Annotated in this window: 21 protein-coding genes and 1 pseudogene; 10 read left to right on the forward strand and 12 right to left on the reverse strand. The window is 62.3% G+C overall.

The window, feature by feature from the left end:
- Window positions 1-11: 11 nt before the first annotated feature.
- On the forward strand, window positions 12-2,558 hold the full coding sequence (ligD, locus tag AC0R79_RS11915; RefSeq protein ID WP_474734524.1) for a DNA ligase D: 2,547 nt from the start codon (window positions 12-14) through the stop codon (window positions 2,556-2,558).
- Here the strand turns inward: ligD and AC0R79_RS11920 are convergent, their stop codons facing one another.
- Both AC0R79_RS11920 and AC0R79_RS11925 read right to left on the reverse strand, forming a co-directional pair.
- Window positions 2,559-2,963 carry a hypothetical protein gene (locus tag AC0R79_RS11920; RefSeq protein WP_170929433.1) on the reverse strand — a complete coding sequence of 135 codons (405 nt, stop codon included), beginning with the start codon at window positions 2,961-2,963 and terminating at the stop codon, window positions 2,559-2,561.
- A gap of 114 nt (window positions 2,964-3,077) precedes the next feature.
- Window positions 3,078-3,392 (reverse strand): DUF2388 domain-containing protein, encoded by a 315-nt coding sequence (locus AC0R79_RS11925; RefSeq protein ID WP_007957157.1) that lies wholly within the window; start codon window positions 3,390-3,392, stop codon window positions 3,078-3,080.
- Window positions 3,393-3,640: 248 nt separating this feature from the next.
- Here AC0R79_RS11925 and AC0R79_RS11930 point away from each other — a divergent pair.
- Together AC0R79_RS11930 and AC0R79_RS11935 are read left to right on the forward strand one after the other, a co-directional pair.
- Window positions 3,641-4,399: pseudogene (locus AC0R79_RS11930) on the forward strand (MCP four helix bundle domain-containing protein); the annotation flags it as partial.
- A 129-nt stretch (window positions 4,400-4,528) separates the two neighbouring features.
- Window positions 4,529-5,254, forward strand: a complete 726-nt coding sequence (locus tag AC0R79_RS11935; RefSeq protein ID WP_371857362.1) for a methyl-accepting chemotaxis protein — start codon at window positions 4,529-4,531, stop codon at window positions 5,252-5,254.
- Window positions 5,255-5,294: 40 nt separating this feature from the next.
- On the opposite strand, the gene AC0R79_RS11940 is transcribed toward AC0R79_RS11935, so the two are convergent.
- Window positions 5,295-5,720 carry a nuclear transport factor 2 family protein gene (locus tag AC0R79_RS11940; RefSeq protein WP_127797625.1) on the reverse strand — a complete coding sequence of 142 codons (426 nt, stop codon included), beginning with the start codon at window positions 5,718-5,720 and terminating at the stop codon, window positions 5,295-5,297.
- 434 nt (window positions 5,721-6,154) lie between these two features.
- Between AC0R79_RS11940 and mqo the strand changes: the two genes are divergently transcribed.
- Window positions 6,155-7,804, forward strand: coding sequence for a malate dehydrogenase (quinone) (mqo, locus tag AC0R79_RS11945; RefSeq protein WP_007957153.1), 1,650 nt, complete (start codon window positions 6,155-6,157; stop codon window positions 7,802-7,804).
- 66 nt (window positions 7,805-7,870) lie between these two features.
- On the opposite strand, the gene AC0R79_RS11950 is transcribed toward mqo, so the two are convergent.
- The 3 genes from AC0R79_RS11950 to AC0R79_RS11960 form a co-directional block, all read right to left on the reverse strand.
- A complete protein-coding gene (locus AC0R79_RS11950; protein ID WP_474734525.1) occupies window positions 7,871-8,299 on the reverse strand; it encodes a nuclear transport factor 2 family protein in 429 nt (142 codons plus the stop codon).
- A gap of 401 nt (window positions 8,300-8,700) precedes the next feature.
- Complete coding sequence (locus AC0R79_RS11955; RefSeq protein WP_474734526.1) at window positions 8,701-9,567, reverse strand: CAP domain-containing protein; 867 nt, start codon at window positions 9,565-9,567, stop codon at window positions 8,701-8,703.
- 130 nt (window positions 9,568-9,697) lie between these two features.
- The gene (locus tag AC0R79_RS11960) at window positions 9,698-10,468 is read right to left on the reverse strand and encodes an alpha/beta hydrolase (RefSeq protein WP_127797629.1); all 771 of its coding nucleotides are present in this window, start codon (window positions 10,466-10,468) and stop codon (window positions 9,698-9,700) included.
- A gap of 111 nt (window positions 10,469-10,579) precedes the next feature.
- Here AC0R79_RS11960 and AC0R79_RS11965 point away from each other — a divergent pair, with 111 nt between their 5' ends.
- Window positions 10,580-11,524 carry an aldo/keto reductase gene (locus AC0R79_RS11965; RefSeq protein ID WP_474734528.1) on the forward strand — a complete coding sequence of 315 codons (945 nt, stop codon included), beginning with the start codon at window positions 10,580-10,582 and terminating at the stop codon, window positions 11,522-11,524.
- Between the two features lie 6 nt (window positions 11,525-11,530).
- Here AC0R79_RS11965 and AC0R79_RS11970 read toward each other — a convergent pair whose 3' ends face one another.
- A complete protein-coding gene (locus AC0R79_RS11970) occupies window positions 11,531-12,424 on the reverse strand; it encodes a LysR family transcriptional regulator (protein ID WP_085607527.1) in 894 nt (297 codons plus the stop codon).
- 99 nt (window positions 12,425-12,523) lie between these two features.
- Here AC0R79_RS11970 and AC0R79_RS11975 point away from each other — a divergent pair, with 99 nt between their 5' ends.
- Window positions 12,524-13,000 carry a (R)-mandelonitrile lyase gene (locus tag AC0R79_RS11975; RefSeq protein WP_064595382.1) on the forward strand — a complete coding sequence of 159 codons (477 nt, stop codon included), beginning with the start codon at window positions 12,524-12,526 and terminating at the stop codon, window positions 12,998-13,000.
- A gap of 56 nt (window positions 13,001-13,056) precedes the next feature.
- On the opposite strand, the gene paoC is transcribed toward AC0R79_RS11975, so the two are convergent.
- Genes paoC through paoA form a run of 3 tightly spaced genes read right to left on the reverse strand, consistent with a single transcriptional unit; the run spans window position 13,057 to window position 16,846 of the window.
- Window positions 13,057-15,255 (reverse strand): aldehyde oxidoreductase molybdenum-binding subunit PaoC, encoded by a 2,199-nt coding sequence (gene paoC / locus AC0R79_RS11980; protein WP_474734530.1) that lies wholly within the window; start codon window positions 15,253-15,255, stop codon window positions 13,057-13,059.
- On the reverse strand, window positions 15,252-16,208 hold the full coding sequence (locus AC0R79_RS11985; RefSeq protein ID WP_474734531.1) for an FAD binding domain-containing protein: 957 nt from the start codon (window positions 16,206-16,208) through the stop codon (window positions 15,252-15,254). The genes paoC and AC0R79_RS11985 overlap by 4 nt, the downstream gene beginning before the upstream one ends.
- The gene (gene paoA / locus AC0R79_RS11990; RefSeq protein WP_474734532.1) at window positions 16,205-16,846 is read right to left on the reverse strand and encodes an aldehyde dehydrogenase iron-sulfur subunit PaoA; all 642 of its coding nucleotides are present in this window, start codon (window positions 16,844-16,846) and stop codon (window positions 16,205-16,207) included. The genes AC0R79_RS11985 and paoA overlap by 4 nt, the downstream gene beginning before the upstream one ends.
- A gap of 304 nt (window positions 16,847-17,150) precedes the next feature.
- Here paoA and AC0R79_RS11995 point away from each other — a divergent pair, with 304 nt between their 5' ends.
- Window positions 17,151-17,357, forward strand: a complete 207-nt coding sequence (locus AC0R79_RS11995) for a hypothetical protein (RefSeq protein ID WP_064382340.1) — start codon at window positions 17,151-17,153, stop codon at window positions 17,355-17,357.
- A 43-nt stretch (window positions 17,358-17,400) separates the two neighbouring features.
- On the opposite strand, the gene AC0R79_RS12000 is transcribed toward AC0R79_RS11995, so the two are convergent.
- A complete protein-coding gene (locus tag AC0R79_RS12000) occupies window positions 17,401-17,673 on the reverse strand; it encodes a hypothetical protein (protein WP_085607515.1) in 273 nt (90 codons plus the stop codon).
- 223 nt (window positions 17,674-17,896) lie between these two features.
- Here AC0R79_RS12000 and AC0R79_RS12005 point away from each other — a divergent pair, with 223 nt between their 5' ends.
- Both AC0R79_RS12005 and AC0R79_RS12010 read left to right on the forward strand, forming a co-directional pair.
- Window positions 17,897-18,976, forward strand: coding sequence for a hypothetical protein (locus AC0R79_RS12005; protein WP_474734533.1), 1,080 nt, complete (start codon window positions 17,897-17,899; stop codon window positions 18,974-18,976).
- A gap of 2 nt (window positions 18,977-18,978) precedes the next feature.
- Complete coding sequence (locus AC0R79_RS12010) at window positions 18,979-19,332, forward strand: DUF1428 domain-containing protein (RefSeq protein ID WP_085748278.1); 354 nt, start codon at window positions 18,979-18,981, stop codon at window positions 19,330-19,332.
- Window positions 19,333-19,347: 15 nt separating this feature from the next.
- On the opposite strand, the gene AC0R79_RS12015 is transcribed toward AC0R79_RS12010, so the two are convergent.
- Window positions 19,348-19,542, reverse strand: coding sequence for a hypothetical protein (locus tag AC0R79_RS12015; protein ID WP_007957125.1), 195 nt, complete (start codon window positions 19,540-19,542; stop codon window positions 19,348-19,350).
- A 107-nt stretch (window positions 19,543-19,649) separates the two neighbouring features.
- Here AC0R79_RS12015 and thpR point away from each other — a divergent pair, with 107 nt between their 5' ends.
- Window positions 19,650-20,189 (forward strand): RNA 2',3'-cyclic phosphodiesterase, encoded by a 540-nt coding sequence (gene thpR / locus AC0R79_RS12020; protein ID WP_007957123.1) that lies wholly within the window; start codon window positions 19,650-19,652, stop codon window positions 20,187-20,189.
- Window positions 20,190-20,210 lie beyond the last annotated feature (21 nt).

Here is a 20,210-nt window from a genome sequence, read left to right on the forward strand (position 1 = left end):
GCAGGTGCAGGATGAGCAGGAATCTCGACGACTACAACCGGATGCGCGACTTTTCCGCGACCTCTGAACCGGCGGCTGAACGCCGTCGGGGCAAAAAATCCGCCGGCGACCATGCCCTGCAGTTCTGTATTCAGAAGCACGATGCCTCGCACCTGCATTACGACTTTCGACTGGAGCTCGACGGCGCGCTCAAGAGCTGGGCGGTGCCCAAGGGGCCGTCGCTGGATCCCAAGGTCAAGCGCCTGGCCGTGCACGTCGAAGACCATCCGCTGGACTACGCGACGTTCGAGGGCAGCATTCCCGAGGGGCATTACGGCGCCGGCGATGTGATCGTCTGGGATCGCGGCGTGTGGATTCCGCTGGAAGACCCGGAGAAGGCCTACGCCAAGGGCAAACTCAAATTCGAACTGCAAGGCGAGAAGCTCGCCGGGGTGTGGAATCTGGTGCGCACCCACATGCCGGGCAAGAAAGAGCAGTGGTTTCTGATCAAGCATCAGGACAGCGCCGCGCGCCCGCAAAGCGATTACGACGTGCTGGTCGCCGAGCCCGACAGCGTGCTCAGTGAACGCACGATTGTCGACAAACCCAGCCTCAGTGCGAAGCAGGTCAAGCCGCTGAAAGCCTCGCCGAAAGCACCGCGCAAGCCGGCTTCGGGCAAACTCGCCGGGGCGCACAAGGCCAGGATTCCCGCGCAACTCAAACCGCAACTGGCCACCCTGGTGGAGAGTGCGCCGGAAGGGGATTGGCAGTACGAAATCAAGTTCGACGGCTATCGGATCATGGCGCGCATCGATCAGGACGAAGTGCAGTTGTTCACCCGCAATGGTCATGACTGGACGCACAAGTTGCCGAAGCAGGCGCAAGCCTTGGCGGCACTGGGCCTGGAGTCGGCGTGGCTCGACGGTGAGATGGTCGTCGCCGACGCGGACGGCGTGCCGGATTTCCAGGCCCTGCAAAACGCGTTTGATGCGGGCCGCAGTGAAAACATCCTCTATTACCTGTTCGATCTGCCATATCTCAACGGTGTCGATCTGCGTGAAGTGCCGGTGCAGGAGCGGCGCGCGGCGCTGGGCACGGTGCTGAAAGCCCATGAAGATCCGTTGCTGCGCTTTTCCGAAGCATTCGACGAAACCCCGCAGGCATTGCTCAACAGCGCCTGTCAGATGCGCATGGAAGGGCTGATCGGCAAACGCCTCGGCTCGCCTTACGTGTCGCGCCGCAGCAGCGACTGGATCAAGCTCAAGTGCAAGCATCGTCAGGAATTCGTGATCGTCGGCTACACCGATCCGAAAGGCGCGCGCAGTTCGTTCGGCGCGTTGCTGCTGGGTCTGCATGATCGTGACAGCGGCGAGTTGCGGTACGCCGGCAAGGTCGGCACCGGGTTCAACGAAACCACCCTCAAGAGCATCCTCGCGCAACTCAAACCGTTGCGGGTGAAGAAACCGGCGGTGGTCAATCCGCCCACGGGGTTCGAGGCCAAGGGTGTGCACTGGCTCAAGCCGAGTCTGCTGGCGGAAGTGGCGTTTGCCGAAATGACCCAGGACGGCTCGGTGCGCCACGCCGTGTTCCATGGCCTGCGCGAGGACAAACCGGCCAAGGACATCACCGAGGAGCGCGCCAAACCCATGAAGACTTCAAAGGCTCAAACTACCGCGCCGTCCCAATCCGATCTGGCCGACGGCAAGGTTCGGATCACTCATCCCGACCGGGTGATCGACGCCAGCAGTGGCACCACCAAAATGCAGCTGGCCGAGTATTACGCCAGCGTCGCCGAATGGATTCTGCCGCAGCTCAAGGATCGCCCGGTGGCGCTGGTTCGTGCGCCGGACGGTATCGCCGGTGATCTGTTCTTCCAGAAGAACGCCGAAAACCTGGCGATCCCCGGCATCCGCACGCTCGACAAAGAGCTGACCGGCCAGCCGGTGATGCTGATCAACAACGCCGAAGCCTTGATCGGCGCGGTGCAGATGAGCACGGTCGAACTGCACACCTGGAACGCCACCACGACGGATCTGGACAAGCCCGACCGCTTTGTCCTCGACCTCGACCCGGATCCGGCGCTGCCTTGGAAAAGCATGGTCGAAGCCACGGCGCTGACCCTGACCGTGCTCGATGAACTGGGCCTCAAGGCGTTTCTCAAGACCAGCGGCGGCAAGGGCATTCATCTGGTGGTGCCGCTGACCCGCAAACATGGCTGGGAGGAGGTCAAGGATTTCAGCCACGCCATCGTCACTCACATGGCGAAGCTTTTGCCGGAGCGTTTTTCAGCGGTGTCCGGGCCGAAAAATCGTGTCGGGCGGATCTTCATCGATTACCTGCGCAACGGTCTGGGCGCCACCACCATTTGTGCCTACGCAGCGCGCACCCGCGAGGGGCTGCCGGTGTCGGTGCCGTTGTTTCGGGAAGAGGTCGGCGAGATCAAAGGCGCCGATCAATGGAACGTGCGCAACGTTCACGAACGGCTGGCGGAAGTGGGCGATAAGCCCTGGGCGGACATTAAGAAAACCCGGCAAAGCATCACGGCCGAGATGCGCAAGCGGGTGGGCATGAAGAAATGATCAGGTGCCGCGCAGCAAGTCGTGGGCGTTGAGCAGGTCGAAGGCGACTTGCGGATTGTTTTCCAGGCCACGGCGGATGGCGGCCGGGATGGTTTTGCGGGTTTTGCGGCAGAGTCCCGGCAGGTCCTGGACCTCGATTTCGATGCCTCCGCGAACGGTCCGCACCTCACCGAACTTCGGCGCGATCAGAACGCGAATCCCTAGTTGATCGAACATCTTGCCTTGCAGGCGCTCGAGGTCGGCGAGGTCTTTGAGGTTTTCCAGACGTTCAAGCAGACGCTTTTCTTCCTCGCGGGTCAGCAGCAAGATGCGCACGTCCGCGCCGGGTGTATCCAGCAGCGGATCACGCCCGCAAATGCAAAGACCCGGCGGGCAAGGGGAGCGAAGGGAGGCGGAAATCGTCATGGCCTCCATCATAGAGGCCGTTCGACGGTTTTGCCCATGGCCGTTCGCCAGCCGTCCATCGGCAGGGCACAACGGTGGCGAGTCCGTCAGCCACCATCATCGAACGTGCCGTGGTTACTGCGACAAACCTTCGTAGTGAACCAGGATGGCATTGGCCAGCTCTTCATCGCTGGCGTTCAGGCCGGGATTTTCCTGACGCACCTGTTGCAGCACCGATTCCAGATACACGCCACGGATCGTTCCGCCGCTGGCGACGAATGCGGACAAGTCGTCACGGGCCGGAATCACCATTTTGTGATCCTTGAAGGTCGAGTACAGCGAGGCCGAAACCCCCGCCGAGGTGGCGACATCCCCTGCGTCCACGCGGGCAAGGGCCGAGCCGAACGGCAGGCACAGCATGAGAGACGAAACGAGTAATAAACGGCGCATGACGGTGTTCCTCCAGCAGCGTAAAGCGAAAAGGAAGTACCACATAATGTGAGAGGTGCCGGACGGCGCTGGAGTTCCATGCGCCGGGCCAAGCGGTAGCGGGCACAGAACGAGAACCGCCGCACAGTCCTCATTTTTACCGGATGTAACGACACACCCTGCGACGCTCTAAAGCGGCGGATTTACCCAAATAGGCTTAACTGAAGCGTTGAAAGGCGCCGTGTGGCGCGACCAGGGAGGAAATCACGGTGTCGATCAAACTGCGTTTGGTGTTGCTGATTGCGACCAGCCTGCTGACGGCGCTGATCGTGAGCCTGGTCAGTTACGTCGGCAATCAGCGGATGGCTTCGGCGGTCAGTGACAATGCGGTCAGCATGAGCGCGCTGCGCAACCACATGGAAGCCGACATGATGCACGACGCCCTGCGTGCCGACGTGTATTCGGCAATGCTGGTGGGGCTGGGCAAAAGCACGAGTTCGGCGGACGAGGTACGCAATTCGGTTGAAGAGCATGCGGCGCATTTTCGCGAGGTGCTGGGTGAAAACCTCAAGCTGCCGGTGAACCCGACGATCAGGTCCGCGCTGGAGCAGATCAAGCCCAGCCTCGACACCTATATCAGCGCCGGCGAGCAGATCGTCGGCCTTGCACTGGAAAACCCGGACAGCGCCCAGCAGCATCTCGGCACCTTCAGCACCGCATTCAGCCAGCTCGAAGAACAGATGGCCGCCCTCAGCGAGCTGATCGAAACCAATACCCGGCAGACCAGTGAAGGCACCGAGGCGGCGATCCACAACGCCAATGTCGCGCTCGGCATCGTTCTGATCGCCAGCCTGTTGCTGCTGTTGGCCCAGGGCCGCTGGGTGATCCTGAGCATCATGGGGCCGCTGAAATCCGCCAGCCGTATCGCCGAAAGCATCGCCCACGGCAACCTCAGCGAACCGATCGTCGAACCGTCCGGCAAGGACGAAGCCAGTGCGCTGATCCGCACGCTGGCCACCATGCAGCGCGACCTGCGGGACATGATCGACGTGGTGCGACGCAACGCCCACGGCGTCAGCGGCATGAGCGAACAACTGAGCCACGGCTGCCATCAGGTGGCCGACAGCAGCCAGCAGCAAAGCACCGCCGCCGGGACCATGGCTGCCGCTGCGAGCCAGATGACCGCGAGCATCGAGGAAATCACACGTCACGCCGAGCGCGCGCTGAACATGGCCAGCCAGGCCGAGTCACTGGCGAAAAACGGCGGGCAGGTGATCCATCAGGTGGTCAGCGACATGGACGACATCGCCCGTTCCGCCCAGCAGTCGGCGCAGGTGATCCGCACCCTCGATCAGGAATCCGAGGGCATCTTCAACATCATTCAGGTGATCAAGAGCATCGCCGACCAGACCAACCTGCTGGCGCTCAATGCAGCCATCGAGGCAGCCCGGGCGGGCGAGCAGGGCAGGGGCTTTGCGGTGGTGGCCGATGAGGTGCGCAGTCTGGCGGCGCGCACCAGCGCCTCGACCCAGGAAATCGCCGCGATGGTCGCGCGCATCCAGAACAGCACCCGCGAGGCCGTCAGCAGCATGGAGGCCGGTGTGGCCCAGGTCGACAAGGGCATGGCGGTCACCGCCGACGTCGAACGCGCCATCCGCGAAATCCTCGACGCCACCCTCAGCACCACGCAACTGGTCAACGACATCACCCGCACCATCGGCGAACAGAGCCAGGCGAGCAACGAGATCGCCCATCAGGTGGAGATGATCGCGGGCATGTCGGAGGGCAACAGCAAGGTGATCGGCCAGACGGCCAATACCACGGACGAGCTGTCGAGTCTGGCGGGGCGGCTGGCGCAGTCGGTGGATCGGTTTCGGTTGTGAGAGCAGGCTCTGCCGCCGCATTGGCGGCAGAACTCATGCATCAGAACTTGTACGCCTGACGCCCCACCAGCAACCACTTGCCAGCCTGCTTCTGCCAGATCTGGAAGTTCTCGATTTCCGTCGGCACGACCTCGGTGCCTTTAAGGGCCTGTGCTGAAAAATGATGGCGCACCAGCGCGGTGTCCCCGGACAGGGTGATGGTCTGGTTTTGCATCTCCAGGGTCTTGAACGCGCTCTTGCCGGTTTCGATATCGTCGATGAAGGCTTTCTTGTCCTGGATCTTGCCGCTGGAGTGGCCGTAGGTGAGGTTGTCGGCGGTCAGCGCGTTCAGTTCGGCGATGTCCTTGTGCAACATCGCCTGGGTCAGGTGATCAACGGCCTGGGCGACGTCCTGTTCCGCCGGGGCGGCGGCGGCGTAGCCGCTGAAGAGGCAGATGAGACCGAGCAGCAGTCTGGATTTGTTCATGGGTATTCCTTGTTGTTGTAGGTAATGAAGACGACTGGCTAATTTGTCAGTCGTCGTACAACTTAGCAGGAATGCACCAACGTTAGAAAGCGCTCAAGGAACCTATTGAAAACTATCCGGTCGCGAACAGACGCGCGGGTTTGCCATGACGTGATATTCTTCGCCCCACTTGGTTTGACCTAATTCAGTCTGGCGCGCTTTTCGGCGGGCCAGACAGAACCCCTGTCGCTCAAGTAGCTGAAGCCAATAATGATAAGAAGTCAGTTCAGAAGGGACATATAACTGAGGTCGACGCAGCCTGTCGGCCTTGTGTGCCCACCCGTCAAAATTGAAGTGTGCCGGAACCCGCGACGCTGGCCTGAGTGTCGCGAAAAAAGGGGACCTCATACGTACAACAGCGGCGGGCGGAAGGCGTTTTATCATAGGTGCAACAGATGTTTAAAAAAGTGAACACAGCCTTGCTGGGGCTGGCTTTGGCGATGGGGATGTCTTCCGCCAATGCCGAAGAAGCAAAGAAAGTCGACGTCCTGCTGATCGGCGGCGGCATCATGAGCACCACCTTGGGTGTGTGGATCAATGAGCTGGAACCGACCTGGTCGATGGAAATGGTCGAGCGCCTCGACGGCGTCGCCCTGGAAAGCTCCAACGGCTGGAACAACGCCGGTACCGGTCACTCCGCCCTGGCCGAGCTGAACTACACCCCGGAAGACGACAAGGGCAACGTCACGATCCCGAAAGCGGTCGAGATCAACGAAGCGTTCCAGGTCTCCCGTCAGTTCTGGGCCTGGCAGGTTCGTCAAGGCGTCCTGAAGGACCCTCGTTCGTTCATCAACACCACTCCGCACATGAGCTTCGTGTGGGGCGATGACAACATCAAGTTCCTGAAAAAGCGTTACGAAGCCCTGCAGGCGAGCCCGCTGTTCGCCGGCATGCAGTATTCCGAAGACCCGGCTGTGATCAAGAAGTGGGTCCCGCTGATGATGGAAGGGCGTGACCCGAACCAGAAAATCGCGGCCACCTGGAGCCCGCTGGGTACCGACATGAACTTCGGCGAAATCACCCGCCAGTTCGCCGGTTACCTGCAGACCAAGCCTAACTTCAGCATGAAGCTGTCCAGCGAAGTGCAGGACATCACCAAGAATGCCGATGGCACCTGGCGCGTCAGCTACAAGAACCTGAAAGACGGCACCAAGACTGAAACCGACGCCAAGTTCGTGTTCATCGGTGCCGGCGGCGGTGCCCTGCACCTGCTGCAGAAGTCCGGTATCGAAGAAGCCAAGGAATACGCTGGCTTCCCGGTAGGCGGCTCGTTCCTGGTGACCGATAACCCGGCCATCGCCGAACAGCACCTGGCCAAGGCCTACGGCAAAGCTTCGGTTGGCGCGCCTCCGATGTCCGTTCCGCACCTGGACACCCGTGTCCTTGACGGCAAGCGCGTCATCCTGTTTGGCCCGTTCGCAACTTTCAGCACCAAGTTCCTGAAAGAAGGTTCGTACCTGGACCTGCTGACCAGCACTACCACCCACAACATCTGGCCTATGACCAAGGTCGGCATCAAGGAATACCCGCTGGTCGAGTACCTGGCCGGTCAACTGATGCTGTCGGATGAAGACCGTCTGAACGCGCTGAAGGAATACTTCCCGAACGCCAAGGCCGAAGACTGGCGCCTGTGGCAAGCCGGCCAGCGTGTGCAAATCATCAAGCGTGATGAAGCTGCTGGCGGCGTGCTGAAACTGGGCACCGAAATCGTTGCTTCCAAAGACGGCTCCATCGCCGGTCTGCTGGGCGCATCCCCAGGCGCGTCGACCGCTGCACCGATCATGCTGAGCGTGCTGCAGAAAGTCTTCAAGGACAAAGTCGCCAGCCCTGAGTGGCAAGCCAAGCTGCACCAGATCGTTCCAAGCTACGGCACCCAGCTGAACAACGATCCAGCCAAAGTGGCTGAAGAGTGGGCTTACACCGCCAAGATCCTGCAACTGCCAACCCCTCCGGTGATTGGCCAGGCTGCAGCTCCAGCGGCGGACGCCTCGGCTGAAAAAGCCCCGGCTCCAAAAGAAAGCGCTGCACGTGACATGGCTCTGTAACTAGACGCCTGACACACGAAGCCCACTGAACCGGCGACGGTCAGTGGGCTTTTTTGTGTCCGGGTTTCAGGCCTTGGCGGCCGCCAGATAAGCCCCCAGCCGCCGGCCCATTTCTTCGCCCAACGCCTGCAACCCACTCAACGGCCGTACCATCACCTCGAACTCGACGATCTTGCCCTGTTCATCGAAACGGATCATGTCGATGCCCTTGAGCTCTTTCGCCCCCACTTTGGCGCTGAATTCCAGCACCACATTCAAACCGTCGGCCGTGGCCAGTTCACGGTGGTATTTGAAGTCTTCAAACACCTCGAAAACGGTGTTGAGGATCATCGAGACCACGGGGGCGCCCGGGTAAGGTGTGTGGGCCATCGGTGAGCGGAACACCGCTTTGGAATCGAGCAGCTCGGGCAGGGCCTTGAGGTTGCCGGTGCGGATCATCTCGTGCCAGCGGTTCAGGGATTCGGCGGCGTGGGGGTGCAGGTTCAGGTCGGACATGGTTTCACTCCTGTATTTTTGTTGTTCTTTGCGCGGCGCCCATGACTCTAGATCAAAGCGGCGCAATGGAAACCATCTGTACCGATCTGAATGTCGACCCATGCGCCAGCCCGATCCATCTGATCCGCTTTTTCCTGTCGAATCTGCATCTGTAACCATCTCAGCCATGCGCCCAAAATACCCCTGCCGTTCGGCCATACGCGACGCGCTTCATTCCGGAGCGCCCGGTGCGCCGGACATTCAGTATTCAGGAGGCCTTCATGGCTAAGATGGCGATTTTCCTCGGCGGCTTTCTTGTGTTGACCATCATGATTGGCGTCCTTGCCACGATTTCTCCGGTCTGACGATCAGCTGTTGCGTTGCGGCATGCAGCGTTCTTCAACGTTTTGAAAGGAACCGGATCAAGGCGCCCCGAACAGCATCGTCCAATACACCCCTTCATCACTGCGCGTCTCACTGGCAAACCCGGCGCCGACTTGGGTGAACATCGGGTTCATCAGGTTGGCGCAGTGTCCGGGGCTGGCCAGCCAGCCGGCCATGGCTTTGCCCGGTGAGCTTTGCCCGGCGGCGATGTTTTCGCCGATCTGTCGGCCACGGTAGCCGGCCGCCCGGGCGCGATCTGCCGGGCCGTCGCCGTCCGGGTCGCGGTGGGCGAAATAATTGCCGTAGGCCATGGCCTTGCTGTGCCCCTGAGCGGCGGCGCCGAGTGCCGGGTTCCAGCTCAACGGGCGGGCGGCGGCGAAGCGCTGGCGACCGCACATGCGCGGTCGGGCGCGGGCGGCGTTGACCTCGGCCAGCAAGGCCTTGCCGACACTGCGGTTGTCGCCGACGCGACTGTCGAGCACTGGCCGCGCCAGCACCACTTGCCATTCGCTGCGGGCGCGGCTGATGCCGATGTCGGCGTATTGACCGTCGAGCAGCGCACCGCAGTAATCGTCTTGCAGCATTTCGAACGCCTCTTCGGCGTCCTGCGCACCGACGATCCGGATGCTGCGCACCGCCACGGCGGCATAGCCGGAGTCTTTCAATCGTTCGCGCAATCCACCGCCGTAGCCATAGCCGACCGGTAACGCCAGGTTCGACTTCAGTGTCAGCGGCGCCAGCCGTTGGGCCGGGCGTCGGTCACATCGTTGCGGATGGGCGCGGTAGTCGTTGATGGCAGCCACCAGTTGCCGCTCGGCGCCGGCGTGGGCAGAGGGAGAAAGCAGGGGAGAAAGGATCAACAGGCACAGCGAAACGAAGCGAGACGAACGAACGGCGTGGCGCATGGGACGCAAAGCTCTGAAAAAGGACAAAACAGAAGGGGAGTGAACCGCAGAACGCGGCGCGGGTAGGACTGGCCTTTTTGCACTTGGTTCACGAAGCGCTGGCGGGTTTTAACGGCCGCCGACGAAGTGCTCAGCGATTCAACACATCTTCGATCCATTGCAGATATTGCGGCCGTTCGGAAATCGAATTGTGTGCCGAGTCGTTCACCACTTTGAGCGTGGCCACACCGTCGGGAAAACTGTGCAGCAAGCGTTCGGTGCTGGCCCTTGGAATCACCTCGTCATCGCTCGCCGCCAGCAACAGCGTCGGCACGCGGATATGCGCCGCGTACTGACCTGACCGGAAACGATCCCTGAGCAACCACTGCACCGGCACCCACGGGTACTGACGGGCGGCAATTTCCTCGAGGCTGTTGTAGGGCGTGACCAGAATCAGCCGCTCCACCGGCCGCTGGCTGGCCAGCCGCACCGCGACCCCGGAACCGAGGCTGCGTCCCAGCAGCGCGACCTGCGGATGACTGGCGTACACCTGATCGAACAGCGCCAGCGCATCCTCGGCGATCGCCTCTTCGGAAGGCGAGCCACCACTGCCGCCAAAACCCCGGTAATGCAGCAAATACAACGAATAGTCAGGGAACGCCTCGGAAAACTCCGGCAGATTGCGCGAAACGTCTTCGGCATTGCCGCCGAAATAGATCAGCGCTCTGGGCCCGGCGCGCTCGCGCACCGTCACGCGGACGTCGGCGTCGGGCATGGCCAGCGTCAGCCGTGACTCTGGCGAATCGAGGCTGGCGGGCTGCGGAAAATAAATCAGCGCCCGCTGAAAAACGAACAGCGCCGCGCACAGGATCAGGTACACGGCGACGATCAATGCGACGAGTGACAACAGGGTTCTGGACATTCGACTAACTTTAACCGGGCGCGCAGGTTGGCTGTCGCAGTGTAGTCCAACGGTTTTGCGGGCTGCATCAAAACACAAGGTGCAACAGATCCACGGGGCAAGGGCGCCAGCATGAACCACACTGAGGGATATTCCCGCCGCCGGTTGCTGACGCTGGCAGCCGGGGTGTCAGCGGTTTTCACCTTTGACCGGGCGCTGGCCGCCATTTCGTTGCCGAACGCCACAGGAGCCCAGACCATGCAGACCCGCGCCATCCCTTCGAGCTCCGAGCCACTGCCGCTGGTGGGGTTGGGCACTTATCGCGGTTTCGATGTCGCCCCCGGCGATCCGGTCTACAAACAATTGCCGGCGGTGCTCGGCGAGCTGTTCAAAAAGGGCGGCACGGTGATCGACAGCTCCCCTATGTACGGCCGCGCCGAGGAAACCACTGGTGAATTGCTGTCGATCCACGAACCGCGCTCGCCGGCGTTTCTGGCGACCAAGGTCTGGACCCGAGGCCGCGAGGAGGGTATCGCGCAGATGGAGCAGTCGTTCAGTCTGCTGCGCACCGAGCGCATCGACCTGATGCAGATCCACAACCTGCTCGACTGGCAAACCCACCTGCCGACCCTGCGCGACTGGAAAGAGCAGGGCCGCATCCGCTACATCGGCATCACCCACTACACGCCGTCGGCCTATGAAGAGGTCGAAGCGGTACTCAAAGCCGAGCCGCTGGACTTCCTGCAAATCAACTACGCCCTGGATGATCGCGGGGTCGAGAAGCGCATCCTGCCGCTGTGCCGCGAACGCGGGGTGGCGGTGATCTGCAACCGGCCGTTCGGCGGCGGTGACCTGCTCGCGCGGCTCAAGGGCAAACCGTTGCCGGGCTGGGCCGCGCAAGTCGGGGCCAAGAGCTGGCCGCAACTGGCACTGAAATTCCTGCTGGCGCACCCAGCGGTGACTTGTGTGATTCCCGGCACCAGCAATCCGCTGTACATGGCCGACAACGCCGGCGCCGGGTTCGGGCTGATGCTGACCGATGCGCAGCGTCAGCAGTTGATTGCGCTGGTGGACTAGACGGTTTCAGCCTTGATAGCGCAGCGCCGCCAGCAACAATGCAAAAGCCGGCGCTGTCTGGCGCCGGCTCGGGTAGTAGAGGTGATATCCGGAAAACACCGGGCACCAATCCTCCAGTACTTGTATCAGGCGACCTTCAGCCAGACAGGGGGCGACGATGTTCTCCGGGATGTAACTCAGGCCGAAACCGTCGAGTGCGGCGTCCAGTAATGGATAGACGCCGTTGAGGGTGACCTGTCCGCAGACTCGCACCTTCAAGCGTTCGCCATTCTTCTCGAACTCCCAGGCGTATAGACCGCCGTTGGTAGGCAGGCGCAAGTTATTGCAAGCGTGGTCGGTCAGATCACGCGGGGTTTTCGGTACGGAACGTCTGGCGAAATAGGCGGGCGAGCCGACCACCGCCATGCGCATGTCCGGGCCGATACGAGTGGCGATCATGCCTTGTGCGACATCCTCGCCCAGCCGTACGCCGGCATCGAAACCCTGACCTGCGATGTCGACGAAACTGTAGTCGCAGCTGACTTCGACGGAGATGTCCGGGTATTGCATAAGAAATTCTTTGAGGACCGGTCGCAACAGCCAGTTCAGCGAGTGATCGGTGGCGCTGAGACGGATCTTGCCGGCGGGCGTTTCCCGCAGGTTGCTGAGGGCGGCCAGTTCCGATTCGATCTCTTCGAAGCGCGGGCCGATGGTTTGCAGCAAGTGCTCACCAGCCTCGGTGGGAGAGACACTACGGGTGGTGCGGATCAGCAGGCGCAGGCCCAGCCGGGTTTCAAGGCTGCGGATCGTATGACTGAGCGCCGACTGCGAAACGCCAAGTTTGGCAGCTGCTTTGGTGAAACTGCGCTCACGCGCCACGGCGAGGAAAGCGAGCAGATCACTGGCATTTTCCCGAAGCATTAATGAGTACCCTGCATAAGTTTTTTTGAATTCTAGTCGATTATCTGAAGAGTCGGGCTGGTTAAAGTGGAGGCTGTCCCTTTTCTGGAGAGCCTCAACATGAATCCGATCGCCGCTTCGGCGCTGACCCTTTCCCTGCTGGCGGGCGAAGTCCAGGCCAGCGAAACATCTCGCGTGACCGTTACCCCCAACGGCTCACAACCGTCGGCCAAAGGCCCGAGCGACTGGTTTACCGGGACGGTACGGGTCGATGCGCCGTTCAAGGGCAGCGATGCGGCGCGGATAAGCGGCGCCACCGTGACCTTTGAGCCGGGAGCGCGTACGGCGTGGCACACCCATCCGTTGGGGCAAACGCTGATTGTTACCGCTGGGTCAGGCTTTGTGCAGGAATGGGGGCAGCCGGTGCGGGTGATTCGGCCAGGCGACACCGTGTGGATCGCGCCCGACGTGAAGCATTGGCACGGTGCGGCGCCGACCACGGCCATGACGCATATCGCCATTGCTGAAATGCTGGATGGCAAAGTGGTGGACTGGATGGAGCAGGTGGGAGAGTCGGAGTATCCCGACGTCCGATAATCAACAAGTCGCCCACGGTGAGACCGAACGTCTTCACCGTGGGGCCAGTCCACAAATCAAATCATCTCCGGCAGTGACGCGAGAATCTTGTCCAAGGTAATCGGGTACTCCCGCACCCGCGCGCCCGTGGCGTTGTAGATCGCATTCGCCACCGCCGCACTCACGCCGCAGATCCCCAGTTCACCGACACCCTTGGCTTTCATCGGCGATGAAATCGGGTCGGTTTCATCGAGGAAAATCACCTCCTGATGCGGGATGTCGGCGTGCACCGGCACTTCGTAGCCCGCCAGGTCATGGTTGACGAAAAAGCCCTGGCGCTTGTCCACCGCGAGTTCTTCCATCAACGCCGCACCGACGCCCATGGTCATCGCGCCGATCACCTGGCTGCGGGCCGATTTTGGATTGAGGATCCGCCCGGCGGCGCAGACCGCGAGCATGCGCCTTACGCGGACTTCGCCGGTGGCGGCATCGACGGCGACTTCGACGAAGTGCGCGCCGAAGGTCGACTGCTGGTACTGCTTGGCGAGGTCGGCGAATTCGATGCTGTCCTCGACTTCGATCGGGGCGTGTTGCGCGGCCTCACGTAACGGCACGTTCTTGCTGCCCAGCCGCACGTGGCCATCGGCAAACTGCGCCTCACCCGCGCTCATGCCGAGTTTGGCCGTGATCGCTTCGCGCAGTTTCATGCAAGCCGCGTAGACCCCGGCGGTCGAACAGTTGGCGCCGAACTGGCCGCCGGAGCCGGACGACACCGGAAAGTTCGAATCGCCCAAATGCACAGCCACATCGTCGAGACGCACGCCCATCACTTCGGCGGCGGTCTGGGCAATGATCGTGTAGCTGCCGGTCCCGATGTCCGTCATGTCGGTTTCAACGCTGATCTTGCCGTCGCGCTCCAGCCGCACTCGCGCGCCGGACTTCACCAGCAGGTTGTTGCGAATCGCCGCCGCGACGCCCATGCCGATCAGCCAGCGACCTTCGCGACGGCTGCCGGGCGTTGCATTGCGTTTATCCCAGCCAAAGTGTTCGGCGCCGGTTTGCAGGCATTCGATCAGTCGCCGCTGGGAGAATGGCCGCTCGGTTTTCACCGGATCGACCTGCGTGTCGTTGAGGATGCGGAACTGGATCGGGTCGAGTTTGAGCTGTTCCGCCATCTCGTCCATGGCGATCTCCAGCGCCATCAGTCCCGGCGTTTCACCGGGGGCACGCATGGCGTTGCCTTCGGGCAGATCCAGCGGTGCCAGGCGCATGCTCACAAGGCGATTTTCTGCGGCGTAGAGCAACTGACTTGGCTGCGCCGCGACTTCGACCTTGCCGTCGGCAAGGTTGCCCGACCAGCCTTCATGGGCGATAGCGGTGAGTTTGCCGTCCGCCGTGGCGCCCATGCGGATGCGCTGGACGGTGGCGGGGCGGTGAGTGGTGTTGTTGGCGATCTGCGGGCGCGCGAGGGCGACCTTCACGGGTCGGTTCGCCAGACGTGCGCCGAGGGCGGCGAGGATCGCGTCGGCACGAATGAACAGCTTGCCGCCGAAACCGCCGCCAATGTACGGCGAGATCAGCCGCACGTTTTCCTTGGGTAGACCGAGAGTGGCGGCGATGTCGCCGACGCTCCAGGCGATCATCTGGTTGGAGGTCCAGAGCGTCACGTGATCGCCTTTCCAGGCGGCGAGTGTCGCGTGGGGCTCCATCATCGCGTGGGATTGATCCGGCGTGGTATAGGTCTGGTCGAACTGCACGGGCGCGGCGGCGAAGGCGGTGGCGAAATCGCCGTGTGTGACGTCCGGCAATTCGTCTTTCGGCTCCACGCCCTGATCGCGCACGCTGGCCAGATCAAACTGACCTTTGTCGGTCGCGTATTCGACGTTGACCAACTGCGCGGCGGCCCGCGCCTGTTCAAAGGTTTCGGCGACCACCAGCGCCACGGCCTGGTGATAGTGCTGCACTTGCGGCCCGGCCAGCAGGTGCGCGGCGTTGTATTTGCCTTTGCCAAGCTTGCCGGCGTTGGCGGCGGTGACGATGGTCAGCACCCCCGGCGCGGCGCGGGCGGCCTCCAGATCGATGCGGGTGATGCGGCCCTTGGCAATGGCCGAACCGACCATCACGCCATAGGCCTGATTCTTCACGGCTTCATGTTGCTCGTAGGCGTAAGGCGCCTGGCCACTGGTCTTCAGCGGACCTTCGATGCGGTCGGTGGGTTTGCCGATGACGTTCAGCTGATCAATCGGGTTGGTCGTGGCGGGCGTGTCGAATTTCATGCTTCGTCCCTCGCTTGGGCCAGCACCGAGGCAATCGTGCGCTCGACCAGCGTCACTTTGAACTGGTTGTCCGGGGTCGGTGTGGCGCCGTCGAGCAGACGTGCACTGACGGCTTTCGCGCCTTGCGGCAACAGCGCTTCCGCCGCTTCGACCCGCCAGGGTTTCGGCGCGATGCCGCCGACGGCGAGGCGACCGCTGCCATCCTTCTGCAGGATCAGGCCGACGGAAACCAGGGCGAAGGCGTACGACGAGCGGTCGCGCACCTTGTGATAGACATGGGTGCCGCCCACCGGCGCGGGCAGGGTGACGGCGGTAATCAGTTCGCCGGGCGTCAGACTGGTTTCGACATTCGGGGTGGCGCCGGGCAATTGATGGAAATCCGCGATGGCGATGCGCCGGGTGCTGCCATCGGCTTTGAGCGTTTCGATCTGGGCATCGAGCGCACGCATCGCAATCGCCATGTCACTCGGATGGGTCGCAATACAGGCGTCGCTGACACCGATGATCCCGAGTTGTCGACTAACACCGCCAATTGCCGTGCAGCCACTGCCGGGTTTGCGTTTATTACAGGCCTGATTGGTGTCGTAGAAATACGGGCAGCGCGTGCGCTGGAGCAGATTGCCGGCGGTGGTCGCCATGTTGCGCAACTGGCCCGATGCACCGGCAAGCAAGGCGCGAGCGAGCAGCGCGTAGTCTTTTCGGACGCGGCTGTCCGCGGCCAGATCGGTGTTGCGCACCAGTGCGCCGATGCGCAAGCCGCCGTCCTCGGTGGCTTCGATCTGGTCGAGACCCAGGTGATTGACGTCAATCAGCTGCTGTGGCGTTTCGATGTCGAGTTTCATCAAGTCCAACAGGTTGGTGCCGCCGGCGATGAAACGCGCCCCTTCGATTTGCGCGGCTTGGGCGGCGGCTGCGGCAGGGGAGTCGGCGCGGCTGTAATTGAACGCTCTCATGCTGGCACCTCCGCGACTTCGCTGATGGCTTCGATGATGTTCGAGTAGGCACCGCAGCGGCAGATGTTGCCGCTCATGCGCTCCTGCAATTCGCTGGCGATCAGTTGCGGTGCTTCGGTGAGGCTGGGACTGGCGTGGCTGGGGATGCCGTCGCGGATTTCCTGAAGCACCGCCACCGCCGAACAGATCTGCCCCGGCGTGCAGTAGCCGCACTGGTAACCGTCATGTTTGACGAACGCCGCCTGCATGGGGTGCAGGTGGTCTGGCATTCCCAGGCCTTCGATGGTGGTGACTTTGGCGCCGTCCTGCATTACCGCCAGGGTCAGGCACGAATTGATTCGCCGGCCATCGACGATCACCGTGCAGGCGCCGCACTGGCCGTGGTCGCAGCCCTTTTTGCTGCCGGTCAGCTGCAGGTGTTCGCGCAGGGCATCGAGCAGGGTGGTACGGGTGTCGATCTCCAGCGTCTGCGGCTTGCCGTTGACTTCAAGGGTCACTTTGGCCATGGCCGGTTGCTCCAGAGTGGCCGCGTAGGCCTTGAGGCTGATGAAGGGCGGCATCGCGAACGCAGTCGCGGTCACGGCCCCGAGAATCAGGAAACGGCGTCGGGAAATCGCCAACGGCGGATGGTCGTTCATGGCTGGGCTTCCTCTGATCAGGTCGGCAGGTTGCAAATGACCCGCCAGGGCACGCCGGCGTGGTAGCCAGTCTTGGTCTGTTCTAGGAGTGACCGCAGGGGGGAGGAAAAGGTTTTGTCGGATTTCGCCCTAGTCAAAGCCATCAAATGGCCACTGGGTGAATGGGCCGGACGCGGGAGGATGGGCGATGAACGGTCATTGGTGGCCAGTGAATCAAAGCCTTTTTCCCCGGTCGTATCTGCGCCAGCGTGCACCCGCGCTGACTGTCTCCGACGTCAAGACCTTGGTTTTAGGGAAATTCTGAATGATGCGTGCAACAAGCCTGCTGCTGACTGTTTCCGCCGCCGTATTGCTGGGCGGCTGTGTGGCGGATTTCGATGATGACCATCGCCATGGCCGGCATTACGACCGCGATCATGGCCGTTACTACGATCATGACCGACGCTGGGACGACCGCGACGACGATCGCCGCGACGGGCGTCGTTATCACCGCGACCGGGATGATGACTGATTGAAACGAAGAGGGCGTTCCCCGACCGGAACGCCCTCTGGCATTAAAAATGAGCGCTCGCCCGGACGCTGGATCGCGCAGGCACGGAGGCCTCGATGTCCAGCAAATGGGTGGCGAGAATGTCGCTCAGAAAACGGAACTGATCGTTGAGGCCGACCACTTCATTGCTGAAATGATTGCTCGCGGCGGGCATCAACAGATCTTCGAAAGCTTCGTCGAACACCAACGCCTGGGTCTTGCGCGACACGGCGTGCTGATCGTAGTAGTTGCTGCCGAAGACCGGGAAACTCACGGCGAGGGTGACGGTACTGATCATGATGTGAACTCCTCGTGCTGTGTGTTTCGGATGGGTTAATCGTGCCTTTGGCGAGCGGTCGGCGGAAGGCAATCGTCGCAATGGTGAATATCGACGCCATTGATGGTTGGACTGATGCAGCCCTGACCAGCGGATAAACGGCGCACCGCACGCACCTATACTCATTTCATCTCTCCCGGATTCTTCAGGTCTCCTGCCCGAAGAACAGATAAGGACCGCCACCGTGAACCTGCGTGCGCTGCTCGTCGCCGCACTGGTGTTGCTGGCCGGCTGCGCCACCACGGCGCGGGCCCCGGTGAGCGCGCCGGCGGTGGTGGTCTCGCCGGCCACCTGGCAGCAGATCGACCGGGAAATCGTCAGCGCCTCGAAGCAGGCCACCGAGCAGGTCAAGCTGTTCGCCCGTGGCTCGATGGAACATTGGCGCATTCGGGTCTATGAGCAAACTGAAGAAAATTTCATCCCGTGGTTCAGCAGTTACTGGACCCAGGAATGGCTGTCGATGAAGGTCAGCTGGTACACGATCAGTGCCAGCGGCGAGCAGGATGCCTCGGCCAAGCGTCTGGCGGCCTATCTGCTGGAGCAATATCAGGAACGGGTGCTGGCGCCGGTGGCGGTGGAGATCGACCCGGACGCGATCCTCGGCCAGTCCACCGCGTTCTACGCGCAACTGATGGCGCAGCAAATGCCGGTCATCGCCCAGCGCCACGGCGTGCCCATCGCCCAGCTCAACGGGCGGTTGCAGAAAATCCCCGCCATCGCCCTTGGCCCGCCGCCAGCCCGGGACGCCTCGTTGTACCAGGTTGTCAGCACGCAGCCGTTGAACACGCTGCCGGCCTACGCCGCGCTGATCGACAAGATCCACACCGACGGCGGCTCGAAAGGCGTGGCCTCGACCGATACGGCGATGGCGCCGGTGGCCAAGCGCGCCAGTCAGCGCATGGAGGCGGAAATTGCCCCGCGCGGCGCCGCGAGCGCGGTGGCGGCAGCGGCAGGCAAACTGGCCGGGGCGCTGATTTCGGTCGGTGTGGCGGGCATCCGCGCGATCATTCAGGCCAATGACCGCCCCGACAGCGAGGCCTTGATCCGCAGCAGCCTGGGCAACACGTTCGACAAGGCCTGGGTGAAACTGGTGCAGAACCCGACCACCGGCGTGATGGCCGGCACGCTGCACATGGCGGCGCAGGTCGAGGGCAATCTTGGCGGGCGGGATGAGCCGTCGGTCGGGTTGGGCGTCAATCGTGTCGAATGGCGGCCGCCCGAGTCGACTACTCAGCAGATCGAACCCACCCTGCAAGGAGAATGATCATGGCTTACATCGATGTGTTCGTGGCGCCCGTGCCCAATGCCAATCGCGAGCAGTACAAGAAACACTGCGAGATCGCCGCGAAGCTGTTCAAGGAATACGGTGCGCTGGAGGTGATTCAGGGCTGGGGCGATGACGTGCCGGACGGCAAGGTCACCTCATTCCCGATGGCGGTGAAACTCAAGGAAGGCGAAACCGTATCGGCGGGCTGGCTGGTCTGGCCGGACAAGGCCACCCGCGATGCCGGCATGGCAAAAATGATGGAAGACCCGCGCATGCAGCCGGACGTCAATCCGATGCCGTTCGATGGGCAGCGGATGATCTTCGGTGGCTTCAAGGACATTCTCGAGCCTTGATGCCGCGTTGCCGGGTCACTCCGCCGACGGGGTGATCCGGCAGCCTTTGCGGTTGCGGATCTGCTCGTCCGTCGGCCGCTCGCGGACGAATTCGAAACGCGGCTCACCTTCGCTGTAATGCACCAGCCAGCCCCATTCCAGTTCGCTTTCATCCTGCCCGGGATTCGGCGGTCGGGCCCACCAGGGTTCTTTGCTGAGGATCTCGCGCATGACGTCCTCCGGTTGATGGCAATCGTTGAACTATAAACCCCATGCCGAGAGTCGCCAGAAACGGGCGTGTAGAATCCACGGATCTCGACGAACGAAGGAGCGTGGCCATGACGGACGAAACGCGCGGGGATCAACCGGTCAAGCGGCTGTTCTTCGCCCTGGACTGCCCGCCGGCGCAGCGCAAGGCGATTGCCCAGTGGCGCAGCGAACTGGGGTTGCGCACCGGCAAACCGGTACCGGCGGACAACTTTCACCTGACGCTGCTGTTTCTCGGCGCGGTGCCGTTGGCGCAGATTGGCGAAGTCTGCGAGGCGGCGGCGAAGGTGCGCACGCCGGGTGAGGCGCTGAGGATTTCACTGGATCGGTTGCAGGTCTGGCGGCGCGCCGGGGTGTTGTCGCTGGCGCCGGAACAGGCGCCGCAGGGATTGTTGCGGCTGGTGTATGCGCTGGAGCAGGCAATGTTGCCGTTCGGGTTTGAAGAGGCGACGCGCGAGTATCGCCCGCACCTGACGCTGGCCCGGGACTACCGGGCGCCGGAACCGGAATCCGCCACGCCACCGGAGTTCTTTCTGCGGGCGGAACGCTTTGCGCTGTTCGAATCCCACAAGGGCCGCTACCGCTCGCTGGCCGACTGGCCACTGATCTGAGCCCACAAAAAAAGGCGCCCG

This window comes from Pseudomonas sp. HD57-3 (genome assembly GCF_056113135.1).

Excerpts from the sequence above, each read along its gene's own strand:
- ligD (WP_474734524.1), top strand. The coding sequence starts at position 12 with ATGAGCAGGAATCTCGACGACTACAACCGGATGCGCGACTTTTCCGCG.
- AC0R79_RS11920 (WP_170929433.1), bottom strand. The coding sequence starts at position 2,963 with ATGACGATTTCCGCCTCCCTTCGCTCCCCTTGCCCGCCGGGTCTTTGC.
- AC0R79_RS11925 (WP_007957157.1), bottom strand. The coding sequence starts at position 3,392 with ATGCGCCGTTTATTACTCGTTTCGTCTCTCATGCTGTGCCTGCCGTTC.
- AC0R79_RS11935 (WP_371857362.1), top strand. The coding sequence starts at position 4,529 with ATGGCTGCCGCTGCGAGCCAGATGACCGCGAGCATCGAGGAAATCACA.
- AC0R79_RS11940 (WP_127797625.1), bottom strand. The coding sequence starts at position 5,720 with ATGAACAAATCCAGACTGCTGCTCGGTCTCATCTGCCTCTTCAGCGGC.
- mqo (WP_007957153.1), top strand. The coding sequence starts at position 6,155 with ATGTTTAAAAAAGTGAACACAGCCTTGCTGGGGCTGGCTTTGGCGATG.
- AC0R79_RS11950 (WP_474734525.1), bottom strand. The coding sequence starts at position 8,299 with ATGTCCGACCTGAACCTGCACCCCCACGCCGCCGAATCCCTGAACCGC.
- AC0R79_RS11955 (WP_474734526.1), bottom strand. The coding sequence starts at position 9,567 with ATGCGCCACGCCGTTCGTTCGTCTCGCTTCGTTTCGCTGTGCCTGTTG.
- AC0R79_RS11960 (WP_127797629.1), bottom strand. The coding sequence starts at position 10,468 with ATGTCCAGAACCCTGTTGTCACTCGTCGCATTGATCGTCGCCGTGTAC.
- AC0R79_RS11965 (WP_474734528.1), top strand. The coding sequence starts at position 10,580 with ATGAACCACACTGAGGGATATTCCCGCCGCCGGTTGCTGACGCTGGCA.
- AC0R79_RS11970 (WP_085607527.1), bottom strand. The coding sequence starts at position 12,424 with ATGCTTCGGGAAAATGCCAGTGATCTGCTCGCTTTCCTCGCCGTGGCG.
- AC0R79_RS11975 (WP_064595382.1), top strand. The coding sequence starts at position 12,524 with ATGAATCCGATCGCCGCTTCGGCGCTGACCCTTTCCCTGCTGGCGGGC.
- paoC (WP_474734530.1), bottom strand. The coding sequence starts at position 15,255 with ATGAAATTCGACACGCCCGCCACGACCAACCCGATTGATCAGCTGAAC.
- AC0R79_RS11985 (WP_474734531.1), bottom strand. The coding sequence starts at position 16,208 with ATGAGAGCGTTCAATTACAGCCGCGCCGACTCCCCTGCCGCAGCCGCC.
- paoA (WP_474734532.1), bottom strand. The coding sequence starts at position 16,846 with ATGAACGACCATCCGCCGTTGGCGATTTCCCGACGCCGTTTCCTGATT.
- AC0R79_RS11995 (WP_064382340.1), top strand. The coding sequence starts at position 17,151 with ATGATGCGTGCAACAAGCCTGCTGCTGACTGTTTCCGCCGCCGTATTG.
- AC0R79_RS12000 (WP_085607515.1), bottom strand. The coding sequence starts at position 17,673 with ATGATCAGTACCGTCACCCTCGCCGTGAGTTTCCCGGTCTTCGGCAGC.
- AC0R79_RS12010 (WP_085748278.1), top strand. The coding sequence starts at position 18,979 with ATGGCTTACATCGATGTGTTCGTGGCGCCCGTGCCCAATGCCAATCGC.
- AC0R79_RS12015 (WP_007957125.1), bottom strand. The coding sequence starts at position 19,542 with ATGCGCGAGATCCTCAGCAAAGAACCCTGGTGGGCCCGACCGCCGAAT.
- thpR (WP_007957123.1), top strand. The coding sequence starts at position 19,650 with ATGACGGACGAAACGCGCGGGGATCAACCGGTCAAGCGGCTGTTCTTC.